Raw genomic sequence first — 24,130 nt, forward strand, 5'->3', positions numbered from 1 at the left:
CCCTGAGCCTGTCTGATGCCCGAAGGCGACACCATCTTCCGCGCGGCGCGGACGCTGCAGACGGCCCTCGCGGGGCACGTGGTCACCCGCTTCGAGACGCAGTACGCGCAGCTGGCGCGCGTCCATCACGACGCGCCGATCACCGGCCGTACGGTGGAGCGCGTCGAGGCACGCGGGAAGCACCTGCTGATGCACTTCTCGGGGATCGCGAATCTCGGATCGCCGATCGGGACGGCGCGTGACGCCGGGGATCACGGGACGTCGGTCGCGGGTCGGGCGGCGGGGAGCACGAAACGCTTGCGGGTGGATGGCCCGATGGTGCTGCGGACGCACATGCTCATGTCCGGCTCGTGGCACATCTACCGCGTCGGCGAGCCGTGGCAGCGCTCCCCCGCCTCCGCCCGCATCGTCGTCGGCACGGAGCAGTTCGTGGCGGTGGCCTTCACCGTGCCGGTGGCGGAGTTCGTGGAGGGCGCGGCGCTCGAGCAGCACACGCCGATCGCGCGGCTCGGCCCCGACGTGCTCGCGCCGGATTTCGACGCCGTGGAGGCGATCGCCCGTCTTTCGGCCGATACGCGGCCGACGGTAGCCGAGGCGCTGCTCGACCAGTCCGCCGTCGCCGGCATCGGTAACGTGTACAAGAGCGAGCTGCTGTTCCTCGCGAAGCTGTGGCCGTTCACGCCGCCCGCCGACGTGCCCCTGGCGTCGTGGCGGCGACTGGTCAGAGATGCGCGAGCCCTGCTGCGCGCCAACGTGGTCGATCCGCGAGAGGCCGGCGTGCTCTCCTATCGAGGCATGCGTCGCACCACCGGCCGCTCCAATCCTGCCGAGCGCCTGTACGTGTACGGACGCCAGGGCGAGCCCTGTCGCACCTGCGGCACCGCCATCCTGCTGCGCCACCACGGCGAGCACAACCGATCGACATACTGGTGTCCGCACTGCCAGCCGGAGACGAGCGCGCCTGCGCCCGAGCCGGGCCGGGGCTGACGCCCCTGGCCGCGACGGCCCGGTCGATCGCCATCGGCGGGCGAGGGCCGCTCAGCCCAGCACCTGTGGGAAGGCCTCGATGGCGCGCGTGAGTTCGTCCGGCGTGCCGAACGAGATGCGCTGGTGCGTGAGGAGCCGCGGGAACGCACGGCCCGGAGCACGCCGCGACTGCGACAGGCCTCCTGGAAGCCGCCGAGGTCACGCCGCACGTCCACCAGCGCCCCGGTGACCGTGCCTGCCGACGCGGCCGCACGCCGCACGAACCCTGGCCTGGTGACCATCATCACGTCGTGCTCCTGTCCCTTCGCCACCCCTCGCGCATCGCGACGCCCCACGCCAGGACCGCGAGCACGGACAACACGCCGAGCATCGTACCGGTACGATTGACCGGACGCCCCGCTTCGGCCTGCAGCCAGGCCAGCACGGTGAGCACGAGACACGCGACGCCTGCCCCCGTCACGAGGCGCTGCCTGGCTCGCGGCGCCATCGCCGACACGGGCAGCAGCGCCAGCGGCACGACCTGCATCGCGTGCAGGCCGACGAAGTGCGGTACGCGCCGGTCGCCCGCCTCGGTGCTCCAGCCCACGAACGGCAGCCCCGGCCCGCCGTCCGCACGGCCCACGGTGTGCGCGCCCCGCGTCACCTCACGCGTGCCGGCGCGCAGCGCCTCGCGCTGGGCCGGGGTCGGCACGACCATCAGCGCCCCGACGAGCAAGCCGGCGAGCGACACGCCCGCACCCCAGCGACAGGCCGAGAGCGTGGCGCGATCGTCCCAGCGGGCCCGCAGCAGCAGGCCCCACAGCGCCGCGTGCGCGACCGCGAGCGTCAGGATCGCCAGTCCCATCGCATTGAAGATCGCCCGGTCGATCGGCGTGCCCACGTTGAAGTGACTGCCGACACCACGAGCGGCCTGCATGGCGATCAGCAGGAGCTCGAGCGCCAGCATCGCGGCGACCACGTCGCCGAGAATCGCGCGGAGACGCGCGCCCCTGCCGCCGGGCGGCCACATGGCCAGGTACCACGCGAACGTGACCGCGTAGACCCCGGCCGACAGGAAGAACTTCAGCGGCTTGTTCCACGCCGGGGCGCCGGTGATCGTCCTGGCGTCGACGGCGCCGATCATCAGCACGGCAAGCGCGCACGGCACGCACGCGGCCGCCAGCGTGACCAGCCCGCGGTGACCGCGCCACGCCTCACGCAGGATCGGCAGCGACATTCCCGCCCCCGACGATGCTGCGGACTGACAGGTACAGCAGCAGCCCGACAGGCCCCACGAGGAGCGTCAGCACGAGCACCGGGGAGACCCACCACGGCGAGTACAGCCGGCTGCGGCTGTCGCAATAGATCCAGCGACCCACGAACAGGTCGAAGGCGACGAAATGGGCCCAGGCCAGCGCGGTGCCCGTCGGGGTGCCGAGCAGGGCGGCGATCTCGGCCGGCACCGGGTTGACCACGGCGGGCAGGACGATCGAGGCCACCGGCACGAGCGTCGCGAGATAGATGAGTGCCGGCGGCGCGACGATCCATGGCGACCCGATGAGCCGCCGGGTGACCGACCACAGCGGCGCCAGGATCATCAGCGCCCAGAACGGAAGGACGACGACATTGCTCAGCTCGAACGGCGTCATGCGCAGCTCCGACAAACCGGATGGTGGCCCTGGGTGGCGGTTAGTATGCTCCGGTTCATGACCGGACTGGCACCCGCCGACAGGCCCGCCCCTGCCCGTATCGCCGCCGACGACCTCCGCCGGCTGGCCGCGCACATCGACCAGGTCCTCGCCGAGGGCGGGCGCCCGTCGGTGGCATCGCTGGCCGCCGCCATCGGCCTGCCGGCCGGCGAGTTCCGTCGTCGGCTCGAGGCGACCATCGGCATCGGCCCGCGGGCGTTGCTCACGGGCCGCCAGATCGCGCACCTGCGCGAGCGACTGCTCGCTGGCGACGAGGTGACCGATGCCCTCTACGCCGCTGGCTACGGCTCCTCGTCGCGCCTCTACGAGCGCGGCCAGGCGGCGCTCGGCATGACGCCGGGGGCGTACCGACGGGGCGGGGCCGGCGTGGCCATCGGGTGGACGACCGTGGCCTCGCCGCTCGGACTCCTGCTGGTGGCGACGACGGCGCATGGCGTGTGCGCGGTGTACCTGGGCGACGACGAGGCAACGCTGCGCGACGCGCTCGAGGCCGAGTTCCCGCGCGCGACGCTGTCGCGCGGCGTGGCGCGGCAGGAATGGGTAGAGGCCGCCGTGGCGGTCGCGAGCGGGCAGGCGGGCGAGGACGTGCCGCTCGACCTGCAGGGCACCGCGTTCCAGCAACGGGTGTGGCGCGCCCTGCGCAGCATCCCGCGCGGACAGACCCGCACCTACGCGGAACTGGCCACGATGATCGGGCAGCCGACGGCCATCCGCGCCGCGGCCCGCGCCTGCGCCACCAACAAGGTGTCGCTCCTGGTCCCCTGCCACCGCGTGGTCGGCAGCAACGCTTCGTTGACGGGTTACCGGTGGGGCATGGAGCGGAAGCGGCGGCTGATCGAGATGGAACGGCAGTCGTCAGGCGGCTTGCCCTGAGCGACGTCGAAGGGCGGTCGGCAGCCGAGGCCCACCCTCCGAGGCAGGCGCTTCACGGCGCCTTCACCAGCGCCTGCGCCTCGGGATCGGCCTCGGCCCACAGCGCCCGGGCTTGCGCGAGCGTCTCGTCGGCTTGCGCGGTGTAACCGAGGCGACGATAGGCGGCGGCCAGGCCGACCCTGGCCTGGACGCGGCGGGGCCACTCCACGAGCAGGTCGCGGTAACGGTCGCTGGCGGCGGCGTAGCGATCGGTGATCCGGAGCAGGTCGGCTTCCACCTCCCACGCCAGCAGCACCGGGGTGCGCGGGTCGTCGGGGGTGTAGAGCCGCTGCTCGAGGTCGTGCGCCGCGTCGAGCAGCATCTGCATCTCGTCGCGCTCGTACTGGGCGCCGGCCATCGCGCCCTGCACGACAAGTCGCGCCCGCTCGGCCTCGCTGACCGGACCCGATTGCCTGGCCAGCGCCTCGAGCTGGCGGAGTTCGGCGCGCGCCCGCGCCTGCAGCGCGCCGTCCTGCCGCGCCCACGATGTCCGCGCCGCCGCAACCCCACGCACCAATGGGCCGAGCCAGGCCAGGCCTTCCTCATCGGGCAGCCGGAGTTGGACGAGCGCCGGCCAGTCGGCCGCGTCGACACGCCGCAGCGCCTCGAGGCGCGCGACCTCCCCGAGCCAGGCGGCCCGCGCCGGACCCGCGAGGAGCGCAGCCGCCCTCCGCGACGCCGCGAGACGCGTGTCGGCAGCGCGCCAACGCCCCGCCTCGATGTCGAGCCGCGTGCAGCGGGCGAGCATCAGCGCCGACGCGTCGCGCGCCGACCCGGCGACGACCTCCAGCACGGCGCCGGGATCCGCGCAACCGGTGGCCACCGGCTGCAGGCTCGCGGCGCCGCCGACGACCCACGCCGAGGCCAGCCACGCAGCGATCGCCAGGTGTCCGCTCGTCACGGCCTCACGGCGGTCGCCTGGATCTCCACGGACGCGTCCGGCACCACCAGGCCGCACACCAGCGTCGCGCCTGCCGGAAGCGGCCTCCCCATCACCTCGCGCATCACCCGGCGCGCCGGGGCGGCGTCGCACGCCTCGGTCACGTACAGGGTCATGTCGACGACATGCGACCAGTCCAGGCCACTCAGCGCCAACACGTTGCCGAGTCGCGCCATGGTGCTGCGCGTCTGTGCCTCGAGGCTCGCGCGCGGATCCTCACCCAGTGCGCCCGAGAGGCACACGCGCGGCGGCGCCTCGATGGCCGGCACCAGCAGCGCGTCGGCGGCCACCGGCGTCGCCACGCCGGTCACCGACCGGCCGGCCTGTGCCACCAGCGTCATCTCGACGCGGTAAGCGGGATTCATCAGCCCGGTCACCACCGTGGCGCGCGCCGGACGCGGCACCGGCATCCGCGCCCGATAGCGCGCGTTCATCGCCGCGAAGTCGGAGACGTCGGTGATGAACAGCCGCGCCAGCACGACGTCGGCCAGGCTCAGTCCCGCCGCGCCGAGCAGTTCGGTGGCGTTGTCGGCAATCACGTCGAACTGCGCCTCGACGGTCCCCTCGACGGGCACGCCGGTGCGGACGTCGCGGGGCACCAGGCCCGACAGGAACAGGGTGTCGCCGCATCTGATGGCGTGACTGTAGGGGTTGGGCGACGCAGGCCAGCCGGCCGGGTGGACCACCTCGCGGGCCGTGCCCGGCGCCGCCGCCACCGCCGTGACCTCGACCAGGGCGTCCGCGACCTCGGGTGGCGCGACCACTGTCGTCCGGGCCGGCGGCGCGTCGCCGAACCGGTCGGCACAGGCGCGGTTCATCGCGGCGAAATCGGCGGCATCGCGCAGTTGCACGTGCAGCGATGCCGTCCGGGCGAGCGCGCTGCCGGCGCCGCGCAGCACCTCGTCGAGCCTGTCGAGCGCGTCGGCGACCTGTCGTCCGGCGTCGGCGCCCGGCCCGCGATCACGAGCGATCACTCCCGAGACGTGCACGAGGCCGGCGGCGGAGACGACCGAGGCGAAGGGTTCCATGCGGGCGATTATGCCCGGAGGGGATGGTAAGGTGTGGCCATGACCTTACAACCCGGGCTCTACGCCCACGTCACCACCTCCGAGGGCGCGTTCACGGTCAGGCTGTTCGAGGAGGAGGCGCCCAAGACGGTCGCCAACTTCGCCGGCCTGGCCGAGGGCAGCATCGAGTGGCAGGATCCGGTGACCCGTCAACCCATCCGCAAGCCGTTCTACGACGGCCTGATCTTCCACCGGGTGATCGACGGGTTCGTGATCCAGGGCGGCTGCCCGCTGGGCAACGGCATGGGCGGACCCGGCTACAAGTTCGGCGACGAGTTCCACCCCGCACGCCGGCACAGCAAGGCCGGCATCCTGTCGATGGCCAACGCCGGCCCGGGCACCAACGGCAGCCAGTTCTTCATCACGCTCGGCCCGACCCCGCACCTCGACGACCGCCACTCGGTGTTCGGTGAGGTCATCGCCGGCATGGACGTCGTGTCGCGCATCGGCCACGTCCCGACGGGCCGCGGCGACCGCCCGGTGAAGGACGTCGTGATCGAGTCGATCAAGATCGAGCGCGTCTAGGGGACTGACGCGTGTAATGCCGCGATGTCGGGCATCGCGGCATTACGTGAGCACTTCCTTCACCCTCGCCAGCAGCCGGTCCGGCGCGAACGGCTTCTGCAGGAACGGCCGGCCGGCGTCGATGATGTCGCGCTGCACGACCGCGTGGTCGGCGTAGCCGGACATGAACAGCACGCGCATGCCGGGCCGGTGCGGCAGCACCCGCTGTGCCAGCTCGAGGCCGTTCATGCCGGGCATCACCACGTCGGTCAGGAGCAGGTCGATCGCGCCGCCGTGCTGGTCGGCCAGCAGCAGGGCCTCCTCGGCATCCTGCGCCGACAGGACCACCATCGCTTCGGCCTCGAGGACGCGCCGCACCAGGCGCAGCACCGAGGCCTCGTCTTCCACCACGAGCACCACCGCCGGGCCGGCGCGCTCGACCGGCGCCACGGCCTGGGTGCTGGTGGCATCGACCGGCGCGATGCCGGCGTCGGCGTAGCGCGGGAGCACGATCTCGACCCGCGTGCCCTCGCCCGGCGCGCTCTCGAGCGTCACGGCGCCGCCCGTCTGGCGCACCACGCCATACACGGTGGGCAGGCCGAGTCCCTGGGCCAGCGGCTTGGTCGTGAAGAAGGGATCGAAGGCACTGGCTCGCGTCGCCTCGTCCATGCCGACGCCGTTGTCCCACACCGTCACGAAGACGGCCGGTCCCGCGCGCATGTCGAGCGCCCGGGCGCGCCCCCCGTCGAGCGTGCCGACGCGCACGTCCACGCCCAGTGTGCCGCCGTCGGGCATCGCGTCGCGCGCGTTGGCCGCCAGGCTGAAGATCGCCTGCTCCACCTGTCCCGGGTCGGCGAAGACCTCCGCCGGCTCGTCGGGCACGGTGATCGACACCTTGACCTGCTCGCCCATCAGGCGCGAGAGCATCTTGGGCATCTCGCCGAGCATCATCCCGACGTCGACGATCTCCGGCTGCATGATCTGCCGGCGGCTGAAGGCGAGCAGTTGCCGGGTCAGCGACGAGGCGCGCATCGCCGCGTTGCGGATCTCGTGCAGGTCGAAGCGGCGGGCGTCGCCGTTGTCGAACTGGGTGTCGAGCAGGTCGCAGTAGCCGACGACGGCGGTGAGCAGGTTGTTGAAGTCGTGGGCGATGCCGCCAGCCAGCCGCCCCACCGTGTTGAGCCGCTGCGCCTGCCGGACCGACTCCTCGAGGCGCCGCTGGTGCGTCGCATCGCGGAAGCGCCAGAGGTGCGCCGTGAGGCTGGTGCCCGTGAGGATCGGCGAGTGGTCCCACTCGAGCGTCCGGCCGTCGATGGTCGTGAGCGTCTCGTGCGAGCTGGCGACGCGGGCGGTGCGGCGCGTGCCGAGCCGGTCTCGCAGTCCAGCCGCCTCGTCGAAGGCCGCCAGCGCCGGGGCCCAGACGTCGACCGCCGGGCGCTCGCGCAGTGCCGGGCCCTTCGAGGAGAAGAGCGCGAGCCACGCCGCGTTGACCACGGCCACGTCGCCGTCGGCGGTCTCGAGGCACGCCGCCTCCTGCAGGTGCTCGATGACGGGGACGAACGGCGAGAGGGTCGGAGGTCCGGTCCACATGGCGATCAGCTCGCGCAGGCCCAGAGGCGCGACAGGCGCGCGACCCTGGTGAGCAGGGTTTCGTGCAGCAGCACGTTGATCACGACCAGCACGGCGATGCCGCCGACGGTGCGCCCGGCGTGGGCGTACAGCCACGGACGCCAGAACGGCACCGTGCTGATGATCACCATCGTCGGCGCCATGAGCAACAGGAGCGCGAACGACCGCGCGCCCTGCCGGGTCGGCTGCGAGAACGGCAGCGACGGATTCACCAGCAGGTCGGCGGCCAGCAGCGCGTGCGAGATCAGACCGACCACCAGCCCGTGCATCAGGAGCTCGAGCGGCGGGCGCGGATAGAGCCATCCGAGCAAGGCGATCACCAGCAGGAGATAGGGCACGAGGAACCGCGCGACGACGACGTTCTTGAGCCCCACGACCAGGTCCTCGAAGGGCATCGGCGCCGCGTGGAACACCCAGGCGCCGCGCCAGGCCTCGCTGTAGACCAGGAACTGCCGCAGCATCACCGGGAAGAACAGCACGGCGTAGTACACCAGGAGCGGCTCGCGCTTCATCAGCGCCGGCCCCTCGGCCTCGGTGAAGCCGGCGAGCAGGTAGATCACGGTGAGCGGCAGGATGCCGAGCACGCCGAGCCGGAACTTCTGGTCGGTGCGGAACTGCGCGCCCGCCAGCAGCCCCACCGCGTGGTGGGCGGGCCCGAAGATCAGGACGGGCACCGGCCGGCGCGTCGCCGTGGCGCCTGGCCGGTCCACGAACATGGTCGCCAGCCTGTCGGCGTAGGCGAGCGAGAGCCGGCTCCGGACCAGCGCGCCGGCGACGACGAGCAGGGCCAGCGGCGCCGCCGCCGCGATCCAGTCCAGCGACGTCGCCCGACGCTCCGCGATCTCGATCCACGCGGCGAACCACGCCGCGGGGTTGAGGTACGCAGCGGCGGTCTTCTCGAGGCGCAGGCTGTCGAGCGCACGCGTCGAGCGCGACAACAGGAAGAACGCGCCGATGAAGAGGAACGACAGCGAGAACTGCAGGTAGCCCAGGGCACGATGCAGCCGGGCTGCGGGGATCAGCTGCACCAGAGCCAGGAACAGGAGGATCACCAGCAGCGGCACGAGCACCGCACACATGGCCGCCCCGACCACGCTGGTGACTGCGGCCGCGATCGAGCCGCCGCCGTCGCGGAACAGGTACGCCAGGGCCGGCAGCAGCGAGAACGGCGCGGCCAGCATCAGCGAGAACCCGACCACCGACGTGAGCCGCGCGACGAAGAAGGTGCGACCGTCCACCGGCCGCGGCGCGAGCTGGACGTGATCGTCGGGCGACAGCACGACGCTGGTGAAGTCGACCAGCAGGGCCAGCCCGATCGTGGTCAGCAGCAGCGTGTAGTAGATCGTGCTCGTCGCGAAGACGTTGGGCAGCACCGTGATCAGCGCGGCGCAGAACCCGCCGTACAGCAGCTGCGACAGCAGGGCGCCGCCCAGGCTTCCCGCCGCCGCCCGCGCCAGTCGGATGCCCGTCCCCTTGATGTTGCGGACGTCGGTCGTGAACGACACCCACACCAGGGCACGCCACTGCACCGCGTCGATCCCGAGCAGGCGCGCCAGGCCGGCGATCACGGCCGTCCCTCGAGCGACGAGAGCACGCCGGCCGTCGCGTCCACGGCGCTGCGGGCGCCGGTGAGCGACGCGAACGCCTGCTCCAGGGTCGTGGCGCCCGTGGCGGCGGCGATGTCGGCCGGGGTGCCGCCGGCGATGGCCCGCCCCTTGTCGATGATCACGATGCGCGGGCAGAGGCGCTCGACGATGTCGAGCAGGTGCGAGCAGAAGAGGATGGTGCGGCCCTGCAGCGCCAGTCCTCGCAGCAGTTCCTTGAACACGAGCATGGCGTTGGCGTCGAGGCCGTTGAGCGGCTCGTCGAAGATGACCACGTCGGGCGCGTGCAGCAGCGCAGCCGCGATCAGCACCTTCTGCCGCATGCCCTTCGAGAAGGTCACCATGCGCGCGCTGCGGACCGGCACCAGGTCGAACATCCGCAGCAGCTCCTCGATCCGCGGCTGCACGACGTCGGGCTCGAGGTGGTAGAGCAGCGAGATGAAGCGGAAGTACTCGTCGGGCGTCAGGGCGTCGTAGATGGCGCCGGTCTCGGGCACGTAGCCGACGCGTCGCTTGACCTCGAGCGGGTGGGTGGCGATGTCGAAGCCCGCGACTTCGACCGTGCCGCGCTGCAGCGGCAGCAACCCGGTCAGGATCTTGACGGTCGTCGACTTGCCCGCGCCGTTGGGGCCCAGCAGGCCGAGCACCTCGCCCACGCCCGCCTCGAACGAGAGCCCCTGGACCGCCGGTGTGTCGCCGTAGGCGTGATGAAGGTCGGCGACGCGAATCACGTCACAGAGTTTATGCGGGAGTCGGGAATCGGGAGTCGGGAATCGGCAATCCGGAAGGTCGGGCCGGCGTTCGACGTTCCCTACGCCGGCTTGCCTGGCAGCGGCTGTGGCCCGAGGAACTTCGTGTCGATGGCCATGCGCTTGAGGAGCGCCTCGAACCCGGCCTTGTCGACGGCCTTCACGTACGCTTCCTCGGGGGCCACCAGCTTGTTCTTCACCAGGTCGGCCAGCGCGTCGTTGAGCGTCTGCATCCCCTGCGCCTTGCCCACCTGCATCATCGAGGCGATCTGGAAGGTCTTGCCCTCGCGAATCAGGTTGCTGATCGCGGTGTTGACGATCAGGACCTCGAGCGCCGCCACGCGACCGCCGCCGACCTTGCGGCACAGCGTCTGCGCGATGACGCCCTTGAGCGACTCGCTGAGCATCACGCGGATCTGGCTCTGGCGATCGGCAGGGAACTGGTCGATGATGCGGTCGACGGTCGACGCCGCCGTGCTCGTGTGCAGCGTGCCGAACACCAGGTGGCCGGTCTCGGCCGTCTCGATCGCGATGGCCACGGTCTCGAGGTCGCGCATCTCGCCCACCAGCACGATGTCGGGGTCCTCGCGGAGGGCCGCCCGCAGCGCGTCCTTGAACGACTCGGTGTGCGTGTGCACCTCCCGCTGGTTGATCAGGCAGCTCTTGTTGTCGTGCACGAACTCGATCGGGTCCTCGATCGTGATCACGTGGTCGTGACGGGTGCGGTTGATGTAGTCCACCATCGCGCACAGCGTCGTCGACTTGCCGGATCCGGTCGGCCCCGTGACCAGCACGAGGCCCTTGCTGAGGTGGCAGAGCTGCAGCAGTTGCGGCGACAGCCCGAGCTGCTCCGCCGTGAGGATCTGGCTGGGGATGACGCGGAACACCGCGCCCATGCCCTTCCGGTCCATGAAGATGTTGGCGCGGAAGCGCGCCAGCCCTGGGATCTCGTAGGCGAAGTCGGTGTCGTGGCGCCGCTCGAACTCGTTGCGGTTCTTCTCGGGCGTGATCGGCCCGAGCAGGCGGCGGATGTCCTCGGCGGTCAGCCGGGGCGCGGTCTCCTCCACCGGCAGCATGCGCCCGTCCTTGCGGACCATGGGCGGCACGCTCACGCTCAGGTGGAGGTCCGACGCACCCGTCTGCACCATCAGCCGGAACAGGCGGTTGATCGGGGGTTCCTGGACGACGGGAGGGGCGGCGGGGGTGGCCATCCCTGTCTCTATCGGCCGCGGCGGGCGGTCGGTTGAGCTCTGCGGCTCCGCTGGCAATTTGAAGTTTGAAATTTGAAATTCTCGCGGGCGACGGCCTTCGGCCTGTCGCCCCCGGGATCCGGCGCGCGAGCGAAGGCTGGAAGCCGAGCCGCCGAGCATTTCGAATTTCGAATTTCAAATTGCCACCACGGACCGTACACTCCGGCCCATGCGTCCCCGCGTCGCCCTCACCGCCGTGCTCCTGTCGTCGCTGGCGGGGCTCCTGCTCGCCCAGGCGCCCGCATTCGGTCCGGGCAGCCGCGTGTTGCTCGACGCGCACAACGCCTACCCGTACGAGGGCAAGTACGCCGACCGCGTGCCGCGGGCGCTGGCCACGGGCCTGCCGGTCGCCATCGAGCAGGACCTGATCTGGCGGCCCGGCGCGGGCGCCGCGGGTGGTGAAACGGTGGTCGGCCACGACGTCGACAAGGTCGCCGACGCGCCCAGCTTCGAAGCCTACTTCTTCACGCAGCTGGCGCCGACCATGGTGCGGGCCCTTCGCGAGAACCGCCGCGACCGATGGCCGCTGGTGGTGCTGAACCTGGACCTCAAGACCAACGAGCCCGAGCACCACCGGCGCATCCTCGAGGTGCTCGCGCGGCACGACGCGTGGCTGACGACGGCGCCGCGGACGTCGACGCCGGACGTCCCGGCGCCGCTGACCGTCGGTCCGATGCTCGTGCTCACGGGCGCCGACCCCGCGCAGCCGCGCACCTTCCACGACGCCGTCCCGGTCGGCGACAAGGTGCGCCTGTTCGGCGCCATCCCGGTGCCCCAGCCGGAGGGCGACGACAACCGCGCCAGGGCGTTGTCGCTCATGCGGATGACGCCGGAGCAACTGATCGCCACCCGCGCCACCAACTACCGTCGCTGGGTCAACTTCCCGTGGGCGGTCGTCGAGGCCGGTGGACAGAACCACGCGGGCGAGTGGACGGCCGCCGATCGCGCGCGACTCGACGCGCTGGTCGGGCGGGCCCACGCCAATGGGCTGTGGATCCGCTTCTACACGCTGAACGGGCACCCGGCGCCGGACGCCGACGCCCAGGGGTGGACGAAGAGTTACAACTTCGGCAGCCTGGCCGCCGCCCAGGCCCGCTGGCGCGCCGCGCGGGAGGCCAAGGTCGACTTCGTGGCCACCGACCAGTACGAGGCGTTCAGCGCCGCACTCAGGTAGGGCGCGGTCTTCCGACCGCGCCGCTGTTGGCAGCGGCGGCGTGGGGACACGCCGCCCTACCGGTGTGCTGCGGTACCTCACGGATACAAGCGCTTCACGGCCCAGGTCTCGCCGACGCGCTCGAACAACTCGCGATCGTGCAGGCGGAACTCGCCGGCCTTCCAGAACTCGATGCGCAGCGGCGTGAGGCGATAGCCGCCCCAGTTCTCCGGGCGCGGCACGTCGCCGCCGGCGAACTTCTCCTCGAACTGCTGGACGCGCGCCACGAGCGTCTCGCGCGAGTCGAGCGGCTGGCTCTGGAGCGATGCCCACGCCCCGACCTGGCTACCGCGGGGCCGCACCGCGAAGTACCCGTCCGACTCCTCCGACGACACCCGCGCCACGCTCCCTTCGAGCCGCACCTGCTCGTCGGTCCACGGCCAGTACGCGGTGATGGCGGCGTAGGGATTGGCCTCGAGTTCCTGGGCCTTGCGGCCGCCGTAGTTGGTGTGGAACACGATGCCGCGCGTGTCGATCTCGTGGACCAGGACGATGCGGCACGACGGGCGACCGTCGGGGGTACTGGTGGCGAGCGAGACGGCGATGGGATCGAAGGGCGCGTTCTGCGCCGCCCGGGTCATCGCGTCGCGGAAGCGGGCAATCGGGTCGGACATGTCCGGATCTTACCGTTCGCCCCGCCGCGCGGCGGCGTTGTCACAGTCGAGCGCGCAGGAACCGGCCTGCCACGTTACCTTTTCGACCATGACCTCGTTCATTCGTCTTCCCGCCGCGCGAGCCTGCGCTCGCGTCGTCCTCGCCACGACCGCCATCCTCCTTGCCGGTCCTGCCGCTCACGCCGACACCGTCTCGAAGAAGGTGCGGTTCGACCCCGGCGACCCCGTGGCGGTCAAGCTCGTGGCAGATGGACTCGAGGTGAGCACCGTCCGCTTCAGCGTGGAAGGTGGCGTCAACCTCAACCCGTTCACGTTCAAGGCCGGCAAGGGCCCCCAGGCCTTCCTGAAGGTGCGCAACACCGGCGACCGGTCGCTCGACTTCGGCATCGCCATCGCGCTCTACGACGAGCGGGGCGCGCTGATCGCCGCCACCGAGAGCAGCCACCTCGGGGAAGTCGATCCCGGCGAGGACACCGACGTCTCGGTGATGTTCCGTTTCGTCAAGCGGAAGGTCTATTCGGCCAAGACCGTCGAGATCGTGCTGGAGACGCTGCCGCCGAGCTGAAGCGCAAGGGACCAGCGACGAGTACGCGAGTCACAAGGACTGCAAGGGACCGGGGACCAGGCCGCGAGGGACGAGGGACAAGGTCTCGAGTCACAAGGACTGCAAGGGACCGGGGAACGGGACCGGCAAGCGACACGGGACGCGCCCCACGGACGACACGAGGCCGGCACCCTGCCCCGTGCCTCGTTCCTTGTCCCTGTCGGATCTTCTTGTCCCTCGTCCCTGTCTGACCTCCTTGTCCCTCGTCCCTTGTCTCCCTTGTGACTCGTCCCCTTGTCCCCTGTCCCTTGAACGACAACGGGCGAGTCCGGACATCTGCCGGACTCGCCCGCTGTACTCCGACGAACCAGGGAAGGGGAAGGGGCCCGTCGAGAGGTCGTGCCTAGAAGCCCAGGCGCATGCCCATCTCGAAGCGTCGTGCCTGAGCGGCCGCCGTGGCCAGGCCGAACGAGCGCGACGTGAGGACGGCGCCGTAGTTGGTGTAGTTCACCTGGTTGAACAGGTTGAACGTCTGCAGGTAGACCTCGAGGCGCACGGCGCGGTTGTCGCCGCCCATCGGGCCACCCATCATGCCGCCGCCACCAGGGCCGCCGCGCATCACCACCGGACCGCCGCCCATGCCGCCGGGACCGCTGGGCTGCCGCGCGGGACCGAACCCGCGGCTCCAGCTCAGGCGCAGATCCGTGAAGCTCTGGAAGGGCAGGCGCGCGCTGTTGCGGGAACCGGGCCGTTCGTTGATCACGCCGTCCTGGTTGGTGTCCAGGCCGGTCGTGATGTTGTAGGGGCGCCCGGTGTTGCCGCGCCAGTTCAGGCCCACCCGCAGGCCCCACGCCACCTCGGTATTGAAGAAGCTGAAGAAGCGGTGGCGGATGTCGTCTGAGGCCGGTCCCCACTCCGCGTCCAGATTCGACGAGTCCACCGGCAGGCTCAGCGGGTTGTCGGTGAAGTTCTCCCGCTTGGCGAGCGTGTAACCGAAGACCCCGAACAGGCGCTTGGGCTGGTAGTTGAAGTTGAAGTTGACGTCCAGCCCGCGGCTGTCGGCCTCGCCGGTCGTCTCGAGCAGCGTGATGTTGCCGAGGGTCGGATCGGGGCGCACGCCGTTGATCGGCGCGTTGAGGTTGCGCGAGCGGAACTGGTTCCAGCCGTGCTGGTCGAAGTAGTTGGTGCGGAGGCGCAGCCACGAGAACACCGACTGCTCGACGCCCACCGAGTAGCGCCGGACGGTCGGCATCGACAGCTCGTCGGCCATGCGCACGATCGACGCCGGGGTGACGACCACGGAGCCGCCGGCGTACGGGTCGGGATAGCCCGGGTTGCGGATGATCGTGTCGAACTGGCGCGTGCCGTCCTGGCGCAGCGCGTTCTCGTAGGTGCTGGTCTCGTACCAGTCGTAGAAGATGCCGACGCCGGCGCGAACGGTCGTCCGGTTGCTCTTGAAGGGCGACCACGTGAGCCCGGCGCGCGGCGCGACGTTGTTCTTGTCGTCGACCAGCGACTGCGCCTCGTAGCGGGCGCCGAACGAGAGCAGCAGGTTCTTCTTGAAGCGGTAGTCGTCCTGCACGAACACGCCGAGCTCGGTGTTGTCGTACTCCACGTACGGGTTGCCCTGCCGGATCGTGTAGTTGTTGGGCCGCCCCTGCTCGAACGACAGCATCGTCGGGAAGGTGAACGTGCCGTTCCAGTTGCGCAGCTCGTCGCCGATGTAGTTGCCCGTCTCCAGCTCGATGCCGGTGCGCACGCTGTGCTTCTTGCCGACCGGGATGTCGAGGTTGTCGGCCACGCGCATCTGCCAGAACTTCCGGCCACCCGAGATCTGGGCGCCGCCATCGGTGAAGGCGTCCTGCACGCGGATGGTGGTGGCGTCGCTCACCGAGATCGAGTCGGATTCCTGCCACGAGTACTGCACGCGGATCTCGTTGAGGTACTTCTTGCGGAACGAACCGACGTCCGACACCCGGATGGTGTTGGTGAAGCCCTCGCGGGCGTAGCCGCGCGTCTCGAGGTCGAAGTTGCCGATCCCGAGGTTCTCCGCGCTGTTGGTGTCGCGGTCGAAGGAGAACCGCAGCGTGTGCGTCTTGGTGAGCACGTGCTCGACGTTGAAGTCGATGTTGAGGCGATCGGAGGGCTGGTTGACCAGGCCGTTGAACGTCCCGGACGGCGTCGCCGCGACGATCGTCTGGACGTCGTACTCGTTGTTGCTGCGCACGTTCAGCGAGAACCCGGTGCGGCCCTTGACGAGCGGGCCGTCCATCGACCAGCCGTACCGGTACGTCTGCCCCTGGCCCTTGACGGGGGTGCAGTCAGGCGAGGCGAAGCGATCGCAGGAGAAGTAGTTGGCCGAGTCCAGCTGGTTGTCGCGGAAGCCGAACGTCATGTTGTTGCGGATCGGCCCGTTGCCCGGCCTGGTGATGATGTCGACGCGCGGGAAGCCGGCGTTGTGGTTCTCGGCGGCGAACGGATCGAAGCGGAAGCGGATCTCGCGGATCTGCGACTTGGGCGGCAGCTGCCCGCCCTCGAAGCCGTTGACGCGGATGCGCGCGCCCGGGCCCGCCAGCTGCTCGAGCTGCTGCTGCATCTCGTCGGGGTCGTCGGCCAGCGCCTCGATCTGCGACGCGCTGAGCGCCGTCGAGAACGACTCGGTCACCGCCCGATCGGACGTGTCCTGCTCGACGTCGACCTGCTCGACGAAGCCGGCGATCTCGAGGGTGATGTCCTGCTTCGTGTTGCGGCCGGCACGCACCTGCAGCTCGAGCGGCGCATTGGCCTCGAACCCGGGGAACTCGGCGACGACCAGGTACTTCCCCGGCACGAGGGCCTGGAACGTGTACGTGCCCTTGTCGTCGGCCAGCTGCTGCTCCACCGTCCCATCGGGCCGGGTGAGGCTCACGTTGGCCGCGGCGATGGCCGCGCCCGTCGTGTCGTAGACGGTGACCGTCATCGAGCCCGGGCGCTCCTGAGCGACGGCCGCAGACGTGAACCCGGCGGCGAGCAGCAGCGCCGCCAGGATCGAACGGAGGGTGGTCATGTCAGTTGCTCGACTTCTTCTGGAACTGCTCCGCCTTCAGCGGGACGTTCAGCTTGTATTTCTCGATGGTCCACTCCTCCTGCACCTTCCCCTCGAGCTGACGGGTGATCTTGTGCGGGAGCATGACCCCATCGACCTTCTTGTAGTCGCTGTAGAAGACGTTGGCCTCGACGAGGGGCGGCGGCGGCTCGGCCTCGAACTTCTTCCGCATCTCCTCGAAGTAGGCGCGACGCTCCTCGTCGTTCTTGAACTGGGGCGGCTGCGTCATCTGCCGCATGCGGGGCTGCCGCATCATGTAGCTCAGCATCAGAGGGCGATGCTCGGCCTGATCGATGAACAGGCGAGCCCGGAAGTTGTCGGGCCCCGTGACGTCGATCACGTCGGCCACGCCATTGGGGGCCTCGGCCTCCGCCACGTGCGTGAAGGTGAGCCCCGACAGCATCGGCGACGTCGGCATGATGCCGAGCAGCGTCCGGTACAGTTCCGCCTTGATCGGCACCGCCGGGTCCTGCCGCTGGCCGCCGGGCCCGCCAGGACCACCAGCCGCGGGCGCGCCCGGTGCCCCACCGGGGCCACCCGGGCCACCGGGGCCACCCGGGCCACCGGGGCCGCCGGGACCACCCATGCGCATCATGAAACCGCCGCCCCCGCCCATGCCGGTCATGTCGCGGAAGGCCTCGGTCCCCTTGATCGTCTGGCTCATGCTCGGGCCGGCCATGCCGTCAGGGCGCATGAACTGCTGGGTGACCTGGAACGCGTCCGGGAGCATCCCCGCGATCTCGAGGCCGCCGGTCATCTCGCGCTCGCCCATCACGCGCCGGTATTCCCCCTCGGCCGTGAACGTCGTCAGCTTGGCCAGCTTGTCGCCGCCCTGCGCCTTGCCGACTGCCTTGAGCACTTCCTGGGCCTTGGCCGGGTCGCCCTTGCCGGCCGGAGCCGGCTGCGCCTCGGCGGCCGGGGCCGCCGGGGCCTGCGCCAGGCCCACGCTCGCCATGCCCAGGCTCACCAGCGCGGCCATCGCCGTCGTCGTGATGAATTTCGTCTGCATCTCTGTGCCCTCGTCCTCTCGGACTCCTGCGTCCCTGACAGCCGCGGGGAGCGCAGGCGCCACCGCGAACCAGCCCCTTCCCTTGGGCTCGCTTCCATTGGACGATCCCGGGAGGCCCGGAGTGGTTAAGGGCCAGCTAAAAGATTGTTAAGGATGAAAAATGTCGAAATCGCGGTGGTCGGCGCCGGCGCGGCAGGCCTGATGGCGGCGATCGCGGCGGCCCGGGTGGCCCCGGGGGCGCGCGTCTGTGCCCTCGACGGCGCGGCGCGCCTCGGCGCCAAGATCCTGATCGCCGGCGGCGGGCGCTGCAACGTCACGCACCGGCAGGTCGAGGCGCGTGACTTCAACGGGTCCACGCCGGCCGCCATCCGTCGCATCCTGCGCGGCTTCGACGTCGGCGCCACGCGCGCCTTCTTCGAGGCCGAGGGCGTGATGCTGAAGGAAGAGCCGACGGGCAAGCTCTTCCCCGTGTCCGACAGGGCGCGTGACGTGCTCGACGCCCTGCTCGCCGCGGCCCGGCGGGCCGGCGTCGCGCTCGCGCATCCCTGCCGCGTCGCCGCCATCACCCCCGACGACGAGGGCTTCGTCGTGCGCCACTCGGGCGCGTCCGGCGGCGCAGCCGCCGAGGGCGCGATGCGTGCCGCGACCGTCATCCTGGCCACCGGCGGCCGCAGCGTGCCGAAGACCGGCTCGGACGGCAGCGGCTACGCCCTGGCGACCAGCCTGGGGCTGCCCCTCACGCCGCGCCTCTTCCCGGCGCTCGTGCCGCTCCTGCTCCCGGACGGCCATCTCATCCGCAGCCTTTCGGGTCTGACCACCGACGCGCGGCTGACGGTGGTGTCGGGCACCGGCCGCCACCTGCGAGTGGTCGAGGGCAGCGTGCTCTGCACACACACCGGCCTGTCGGGGCCGGCCGTGCTGGACGTGAGCCGGCACTGGCAGGCCGCCGTCCAGGACGACCCCGGGGCCGGCCTCCTCCTCGGCTGGATCCCGGGCGTTGGACCGGAAGCCTTCGATCGCCGATTACGCGACCATGGCCCGAAGCCGGTGCGTCGGGCACTCGCCCCGCTCCCCGAGCGGTTGGCCGAGGCGGTCTGTCACCTCGCCGAGGTCTCGCCCGATCAATCCGGGGCGACGCTCGACCGGGAATCGCGACGACGGTTGGTCGCCGCCGCGACCGCGTGGCGCGTGCCGGTGACGGGCACGCGGGGGTTCGAAGTGGCCGAGGTGACGGCCGGCGGCGTGCCCCTGGCGGCCCTCACGCCAGGACTCGAAGCACGAATGCGCCCCGGCGTGTTCGTGTGTGGGGAACTCTGCGACGTGGACGGACGTATCGGCGGATTCAACTTCCAGTGGGCATGGGCCAGCGGGACGGCGGCGGGTGTGGCAGCGGCGAGCCGGATCGTGCCCGCGAGCACACCTGTGTCAGGATGAGCGCACCAATGCCGAGGATCACCGCGACGGGAGGCGTGCTGGCGGCCATCCTGGCGCTGGTGCTGGCCTTGCCGGCTCGGCCGGCGGCCCGGGCGCAAGCGGCGCCGCTTCTCTGGCTCGGCCAGCAGGGCACCCATCGTGTGGCGCTGTTCGGGACCATCCATGTGCCCGACGCGCGGGTGCTGGCCCTGCCCCCGGCGGTCAAGGCCGCGTTCGACCGCGCCGACCGGGTCGTGACCGAGATCCCCTTGAGTGCGCAGTCGCAGGCCCAGATGGCGACCGCGCTGCTGCTGCCTCCGGATCAACGATTGCGTGCGATCATCGGTGAGGCGCGCTTTGCCCGACTGCATGCGCGCGTGCGCGCGGTCCTGGCATCGAAGGCCCCGGAGATCGCGCCCCTGGTCGGCGGCATGCTCGATCGCCTGAAGCCCTGGGCGGCGATGGCGCAGTTGGCGACCCTCGACTACCTGCCGGACCTGCTCGCGGGACGGACGTCGCTGGATGCGACCCTGTACGCCGACGCGGAGAAGGCGGGCAAGGCGGTCGGCGGCCTGGAGACCGTGGCCGAGCAGGCCGGGACGTTCGACGCCTTCACGCCCGAGGAACAGGGGCGGCTGCTCGACGAGGCGCTGCACGAACTCGAGACGCCCGGGCAGTCGGCAACGGGCGCACAGTTGGTGGAGTGGTACCTCGCCGGCGATGCGGAGAAGCTGGCGACGGCCCTGGCCGGGACGCCGGACGACGAAGCCCTCGCCAAGAAGTTCGAGACCGAGGTGCTGGTCAAGCGCAATCACCGCATGGCATCCCGGGTGGACGCCCTGCGGCGGGAGGCGCCCGCCGAGACGCTGTTCGTGGCGGTCGGCGCCCTTCACCTGGTCGGCCCCGAGAACCTGCCGCAGTTGCTGCAGGTCGGGGGGTACGCAATCAGCCGGGTCCAGCCGTGAGCGGGCCCGGGGAAACGAAGATGGCATGCGTGTGAGTTCCCTGTTGTTGGCCGTGCTGGTGGCCGCTGGCTGCGCCGGTCCCTCCGCGTCGCGGGCCCAGAGCCCTGCGGCCGCGGCGCCGGCCGCCCCCGAGGTGCTGGCTCTCGTCAACGGCGCGCCGATCACCGAGGCCGACCTGCGCAAGGTCGCGGGCCTCGAGCTCGCGCGTCTCGAAGAGCAGCTCTACCAGATGCGGAAGGACCAGCTCGACGGCCTCATCGCGCTGCGGCTGTTCGAGGCCGAGGCCAGGCGGCGCGGCGTCACGCCGCAGCAGTTCGAGGAGACCGAGGTCGCCGCCAAGGCGGGCGTCGTCACCGAGCCCGAGATCGACGCGTTCATCGAGGCCAACCGGGCGCGCATCCGTGGCGACGTGGTGCAGTTGCGGCCGCAGATCCGCCAGTTCCTGCAGGACCAGAAACGCCAGCAGCGTCGCGCCGCGGTCGTCGAGGGCCTGCGGACCGCGGCCACCGTGGACGTGCGCCTCGCCCCGCCGGCGCCGTTCCGCGCCGAGGTCGACATCGCCGGCGCCCCGGTGCGCGGCGACGTCGCCGCGCCGGTGACGATCATCGAGTACTCCGACTTCCACTGCCCGTTCTGCCGGCGCGTGCAGCCGACGCTCACGGCGCTGCTCGAGAAGTACAAGGGCAAGGTGCGCCTCGTGTACAAGCACCTGCCGCTCGATCAACTGCACCCCAACGCGCGGCGGGTGTCGGAAGCCTCGTACTGCGCGGCCAGGCAGGAAAAGTTCTGGGCGTTCCACGACGCGGTCTACGCCGACGCCAGCAGCGACGCGAGCGAGGCCACCCTGGCGCGGTACGCCACCGCGGCCGGCCTCGACGCGGCAGCCTTCAACGCCTGCCTGGCCGGGCCCGAGGCGCGCGAGGCGGTGGCCCGCGACCTGGCGCAGGGCGAGGCACTGGGCCTGAGCAGCACGCCCGGATTCTTCGTGAACGGGCGTGAGGTGCGGGGCGCGCAGCCGATCGAGGCGTTCACCGCGATCATCGACGAGGAACTGAGCGGCGCCCGCCGCTGAGACGGTCCGTGCCCCCAGCCCCCCTTCCCGAGAACGAGCAGGCGCGCCTCGAGGCGCTGCGCCGGTACGGCGTGCTGGACACGGCGCCAGAGGAGACCTTCGATCGCTTCACGCGGTTGGCCTCCTCGATCCTCGGCACGCCCATCGCGCTGATCTCGTTGATCGACGAGTCGCGCCAGTGGTTCAAGTCGGAACTGGGCCTCGGCGTTCGTCACACGCCGCGCGACCAGGCCTTCTGTGCCCACACCATCCTCGGCGACGACGTGCTGGTAGTGCCCGACGCGACGGCCGACGAGCGGTTCGCGGCCAACCCCCTGGTCACCGGGTCGCCGGACATCCGCTTCTACGCGGGGGCGCCGCTGACCACGCCCGACGGCTACCGGCTCGGCACGCTCTGCGTCATCGACCGCAAGGCCCACGTCGACGGCCTGACGCCCTACCAGCAGCAGCAACTGCGCGATCTCGCGGCCCTCGTCGTCGACCAGTTGGAGTTGCGTCGCAGTACCGCGGAACTCGAGGCGAACAGAAAGCAGCTCGAGCTCGCGTCGATGGCGACGCGGGCCAGCCTCGACGCGATCCTGATCACCAGGGCCGAGCCGATCGACGGCCCGGACGGCCCCGAGGTGATCTTCTGCAACGAGGCGTTCACCAAGATCACCGGGTTCGCGCCCGAGGACATCCTGGGCAAGACGCCGCGTATCCTGCAGGGTCCGGGCAGCGACCGCGGGGCGCTCGATCGCATCAAGGCCAGCCTGCAGCGCTGGGAACCGGTGCGCGAGGAAGTGCTGAACTACCGGAAGGACGGCACGACGTTCTGGAGCGAGCTGAACATCGTGCCGGTCGCCGACCCGACCGGCTGGTACACGCATTGGGTCTCGGTGCAGCGCGACACCAGCGAGCGGCACCGGCAGCTCGAGGAACTGCAGGAGAGCGAGCAGCGCTATCGCCTGCTGTTCCAGGACAACCCGCAGCCGATGTGGGTCTACGACCAGGAAACGCTGGCCTTCCTCGACGTCAACGCCGCGGCCGAGGTCATGTACGGCTACTCGCACGACGAGTTCCTGGCCAGGACCATCCTCGACATCCGCCCGAGCGAGGACGTCGAGAAGGTCCGCGCCTCGATCGCTTCGGCGCCGCAGGCGGTCTTCCGCAGCGGCCCGTGGCGACACCTCCGCAAGGACGGCTCGCTGCTCTTCGTGCGCCTGTCGTCGTACCCGACCATCTACCAGGGCCGCCACGCGCGCCTGGTGCTGGCCACCGACGTCAGCGCCGAGAAGCAGCTCGAGGAGCAGCTGGTGCAGGCGCAGAAGATGGAAGCCATCGGCCAGTTGGCCGGCGGCGTCGCGCACGACTTCAACAACCTGCTGACCGTGATCAACGGCTACGCGCAGCTGCTCATGTCGCGCCTGCACGATGCCGACCCGCTGCGCGTCGACGCGGGGCACATCCTGCAGGCCGGCGAGCGCGCCGCGACGCTCACGCAGCAGTTGCTGGCCTTCAGCCGCCGGCAGGTCCTGCAGCCGCGGGCGCTCGACGTCGGCGCGATCATCGACAACCTGCGTCCCATGCTCGGCCGCCTCCTCCGCGAGGACATCGAGGTGCGCACGACACTGCCCTCCTCGCTGCCGCCGGTGATGGTCGACCCGGTCCAGCTCGAGCAGGTGCTCCTCAACCTCGCGATCAACGGCTCGGATGCGATGCCCGAAGGCGGCACGCTGGCCATCGAGGCCGGCGAGGCGTTCGTGGACGCCGAGACCGCGGAACGCGACGGCATCCCCGAGGGGCTGTACGTCACCGTGTCGGTGGCCGACAGCGGCGTCGGCATGGATCCGGAGACCCGGGGGCGGATCTTCGAGCCGTTCTTCACGACCAAGTCCAAGGGGCGCGGGTCGGGCCTCGGGCTTCCGGTCGCGTACGGGATCGTCAAGCAGAGCGGCGGCAACATCGTGGTGCACACCAGCGAAGGCCAGGGCTCCACCTTCACGGTGTACCTGCCATTGGCCGACGAACGGCCGGCCGAGGAGCGGGGGGCCCCGCCGGCCAGCGTCTCCGACCTGTCAGGGCACGAGACCGTGCTCGTCGTCGAGGATCACGAGGCGGTGCGCCGGCTGGCCGCCGACGTGCTGCGCGCGCACGGCTACCACGTGCTCGTGGCCGAGCACGGCATGGAGGCCATCGCGCTGGTCGAGGCGCGGGGCGGCCACATCGACCTGCTGCTGACCGACGTCATCATGCCGCGGATGAGCGGGCGCGACGTGGCGACGGCCCTGCAGAAGCTCGTGCCCGGGATCGGCGTGCTGTTCATGAGCGGCTACACGCAGACCGCCATCGTCCAGAACGGCGCGCTGGAGACAGGGCTGCAGTTCCTCGCCAAGCCCTTCACGCCGGGCGAACTGCTGGCGCGCGTCCGCGAGGTGCTGTCGGCACGCACGCCGTCACCGGCGGCAGTCGAGCGTCCGGCGCCCGCCCCGCCCGCCGTCGCGCCGGGCCCCCGGCGCATCGTCGTGGCCGACGACGAGCCCGGCCTGCGCCTGCTGCTGGCGGCGACGCTGAACGGCGCCGGGTACGAGGTGCTGCAGGCCACCAACGGCCTCGAGGCGGTGCGTCTGTGCGCGGGCGGCCGCGTCGACCTGCTGCTGACCGACCTGGTGATGCCCGATCAGGAAGGACTCGAGACGATCCGCCGGATGCGGCAGGAACGCCCGGAGATCCCGGTCGTGGCGATGTCGGGGGCGTTCGACGGCGGGTTCCTCGAGGTGGCGCGCGCCATGGGCGCGGCGGCCGTGATCCAGAAGCCGTTCACGCCCGACCAGGTGATCAAGGTGGTCGGTCGGGTGCTCGACGAGCGCGGCGCAACGACCCCGCGCTGAGCCGGCGGGCGGACG

Annotated in this window: 20 protein-coding genes; 9 read left to right on the plus strand and 11 right to left on the minus strand. The window is 71.0% G+C overall.

Annotation, left to right across the window (positions count from 1 at the left end; translation table 11 throughout):
- Positions 1-15 precede the first annotated feature (15 nt).
- Complete coding sequence (locus tag TBR22_RS22720; protein ID WP_239490126.1) at positions 16-987, plus strand: Fpg/Nei family DNA glycosylase; 972 nt, start codon at positions 16-18, stop codon at positions 985-987.
- A gap of 283 nt (positions 988-1,270) precedes the next feature.
- Here the strand turns inward: TBR22_RS22720 and TBR22_RS22725 are convergent, their stop codons facing one another.
- Together TBR22_RS22725 and TBR22_RS22730 are read right to left on the minus strand one after the other, a co-directional pair.
- A complete protein-coding gene (locus TBR22_RS22725; RefSeq protein WP_239490127.1) occupies positions 1,271-2,203 on the minus strand; it encodes a hypothetical protein in 933 nt (310 codons plus the stop codon).
- The gene (locus TBR22_RS22730; RefSeq protein ID WP_239490128.1) at positions 2,181-2,615 is read right to left on the minus strand and encodes an ABA4-like family protein; all 435 of its coding nucleotides are present in this window, start codon (positions 2,613-2,615) and stop codon (positions 2,181-2,183) included. Before TBR22_RS22730 ends, TBR22_RS22725 begins: the two co-directional genes overlap by 23 nt.
- A 57-nt stretch (positions 2,616-2,672) precedes the next feature.
- Between TBR22_RS22730 and TBR22_RS22735 the strand changes: the two genes are divergently transcribed.
- On the plus strand, positions 2,673-3,548 hold the full coding sequence (locus TBR22_RS22735; protein WP_239490129.1) for a bifunctional transcriptional activator/DNA repair enzyme AdaA: 876 nt from the start codon (positions 2,673-2,675) through the stop codon (positions 3,546-3,548).
- A gap of 52 nt (positions 3,549-3,600) precedes the next feature.
- On the opposite strand, the gene TBR22_RS22740 is transcribed toward TBR22_RS22735, so the two are convergent.
- Positions 3,601-4,488, minus strand: a complete 888-nt coding sequence (locus TBR22_RS22740) for a hypothetical protein (RefSeq protein ID WP_239490130.1) — start codon at positions 4,486-4,488, stop codon at positions 3,601-3,603.
- Complete coding sequence (locus TBR22_RS22745) at positions 4,485-5,555, minus strand: RidA family protein (protein ID WP_239490131.1); 1,071 nt, start codon at positions 5,553-5,555, stop codon at positions 4,485-4,487. Before TBR22_RS22745 ends, TBR22_RS22740 begins: the two co-directional genes overlap by 4 nt.
- Positions 5,556-5,594: 39 nt before the next feature.
- On the opposite strand from TBR22_RS22745, the gene TBR22_RS22750 reads away from it, so the two are divergent.
- Positions 5,595-6,119, plus strand: coding sequence for a peptidylprolyl isomerase (locus tag TBR22_RS22750; RefSeq protein ID WP_239490132.1), 525 nt, complete (start codon positions 5,595-5,597; stop codon positions 6,117-6,119).
- A gap of 42 nt (positions 6,120-6,161) precedes the next feature.
- Here TBR22_RS22750 and TBR22_RS22755 read toward each other — a convergent pair whose 3' ends face one another.
- The 4 genes from TBR22_RS22755 to TBR22_RS22770 form a co-directional block, all read right to left on the minus strand.
- On the minus strand, positions 6,162-7,688 hold the full coding sequence (locus tag TBR22_RS22755; protein ID WP_239490133.1) for a response regulator: 1,527 nt from the start codon (positions 7,686-7,688) through the stop codon (positions 6,162-6,164).
- 5 nt (positions 7,689-7,693) lie between these two features.
- Positions 7,694-9,295, minus strand: a complete 1,602-nt coding sequence (locus TBR22_RS22760) for a hypothetical protein (RefSeq protein WP_239490134.1) — start codon at positions 9,293-9,295, stop codon at positions 7,694-7,696.
- Positions 9,292-10,062: an ABC transporter ATP-binding protein gene (locus TBR22_RS22765; RefSeq protein ID WP_239490135.1), complete on the minus strand. Its 771-nt coding sequence runs from the start codon at positions 10,060-10,062 to the stop codon at positions 9,292-9,294. The genes TBR22_RS22760 and TBR22_RS22765 overlap by 4 nt, the downstream gene beginning before the upstream one ends.
- An 80-nt stretch (positions 10,063-10,142) precedes the next feature.
- A complete protein-coding gene (locus TBR22_RS22770) occupies positions 10,143-11,291 on the minus strand; it encodes a type IV pilus twitching motility protein PilT (RefSeq protein ID WP_305068750.1) in 1,149 nt (382 codons plus the stop codon).
- Between the two features lie 208 nt (positions 11,292-11,499).
- Between TBR22_RS22770 and TBR22_RS22775 the strand changes: the two genes are divergently transcribed.
- Positions 11,500-12,504, plus strand: coding sequence for a hypothetical protein (locus tag TBR22_RS22775; protein ID WP_239490136.1), 1,005 nt, complete (start codon positions 11,500-11,502; stop codon positions 12,502-12,504).
- Between the two features lie 77 nt (positions 12,505-12,581).
- On the opposite strand, the gene pdxH is transcribed toward TBR22_RS22775, so the two are convergent.
- The gene (gene pdxH / locus TBR22_RS22780; RefSeq protein WP_239490137.1) at positions 12,582-13,157 is read right to left on the minus strand and encodes a pyridoxamine 5'-phosphate oxidase; all 576 of its coding nucleotides are present in this window, start codon (positions 13,155-13,157) and stop codon (positions 12,582-12,584) included.
- A gap of 88 nt (positions 13,158-13,245) precedes the next feature.
- On the opposite strand from pdxH, the gene TBR22_RS22785 reads away from it, so the two are divergent.
- On the plus strand, positions 13,246-13,722 hold the full coding sequence (locus TBR22_RS22785) for a hypothetical protein (RefSeq protein WP_239490138.1): 477 nt from the start codon (positions 13,246-13,248) through the stop codon (positions 13,720-13,722).
- Positions 13,723-14,104: 382 nt separating this feature from the next.
- On the opposite strand, the gene TBR22_RS22790 is transcribed toward TBR22_RS22785, so the two are convergent.
- Together TBR22_RS22790 and TBR22_RS26835 are read right to left on the minus strand one after the other, a co-directional pair.
- Positions 14,105-16,747 carry a TonB-dependent receptor gene (locus TBR22_RS22790; RefSeq protein ID WP_239490139.1) on the minus strand — a complete coding sequence of 881 codons (2,643 nt, stop codon included), beginning with the start codon at positions 16,745-16,747 and terminating at the stop codon, positions 14,105-14,107.
- A 1-nt stretch (position 16,748) separates the two neighbouring features.
- Positions 16,749-17,795, minus strand: coding sequence for a hypothetical protein (locus TBR22_RS26835; protein WP_305068751.1), 1,047 nt, complete (start codon positions 17,793-17,795; stop codon positions 16,749-16,751).
- 153 nt (positions 17,796-17,948) lie between these two features.
- Here TBR22_RS26835 and TBR22_RS22800 point away from each other — a divergent pair, with 153 nt between their 5' ends.
- Genes TBR22_RS22800 through TBR22_RS22815 form a run of 4 tightly spaced genes read left to right on the plus strand, consistent with a single transcriptional unit; the run spans position 17,949 to position 24,115 of the window.
- The gene (locus tag TBR22_RS22800; RefSeq protein WP_239490140.1) at positions 17,949-19,229 is read left to right on the plus strand and encodes an aminoacetone oxidase family FAD-binding enzyme; all 1,281 of its coding nucleotides are present in this window, start codon (positions 17,949-17,951) and stop codon (positions 19,227-19,229) included.
- 8 nt (positions 19,230-19,237) lie between these two features.
- On the plus strand, positions 19,238-20,173 hold the full coding sequence (locus TBR22_RS22805; protein ID WP_239490141.1) for a TraB/GumN family protein: 936 nt from the start codon (positions 19,238-19,240) through the stop codon (positions 20,171-20,173).
- A gap of 25 nt (positions 20,174-20,198) precedes the next feature.
- Positions 20,199-21,245, plus strand: coding sequence for a thioredoxin domain-containing protein (locus TBR22_RS22810; protein WP_239490142.1), 1,047 nt, complete (start codon positions 20,199-20,201; stop codon positions 21,243-21,245).
- 8 nt (positions 21,246-21,253) lie between these two features.
- Entirely contained in the window at positions 21,254-24,115 is a 2,862-nt protein-coding gene (locus TBR22_RS22815; protein ID WP_239490143.1) for a response regulator, read from the plus strand.
- Positions 24,116-24,130 lie beyond the last annotated feature (15 nt).

Source organism: Luteitalea sp. TBR-22 (genome assembly GCF_016865485.1).
Lineage (GTDB): Bacteria > Acidobacteriota > Vicinamibacteria > Vicinamibacterales > Vicinamibacteraceae > Luteitalea.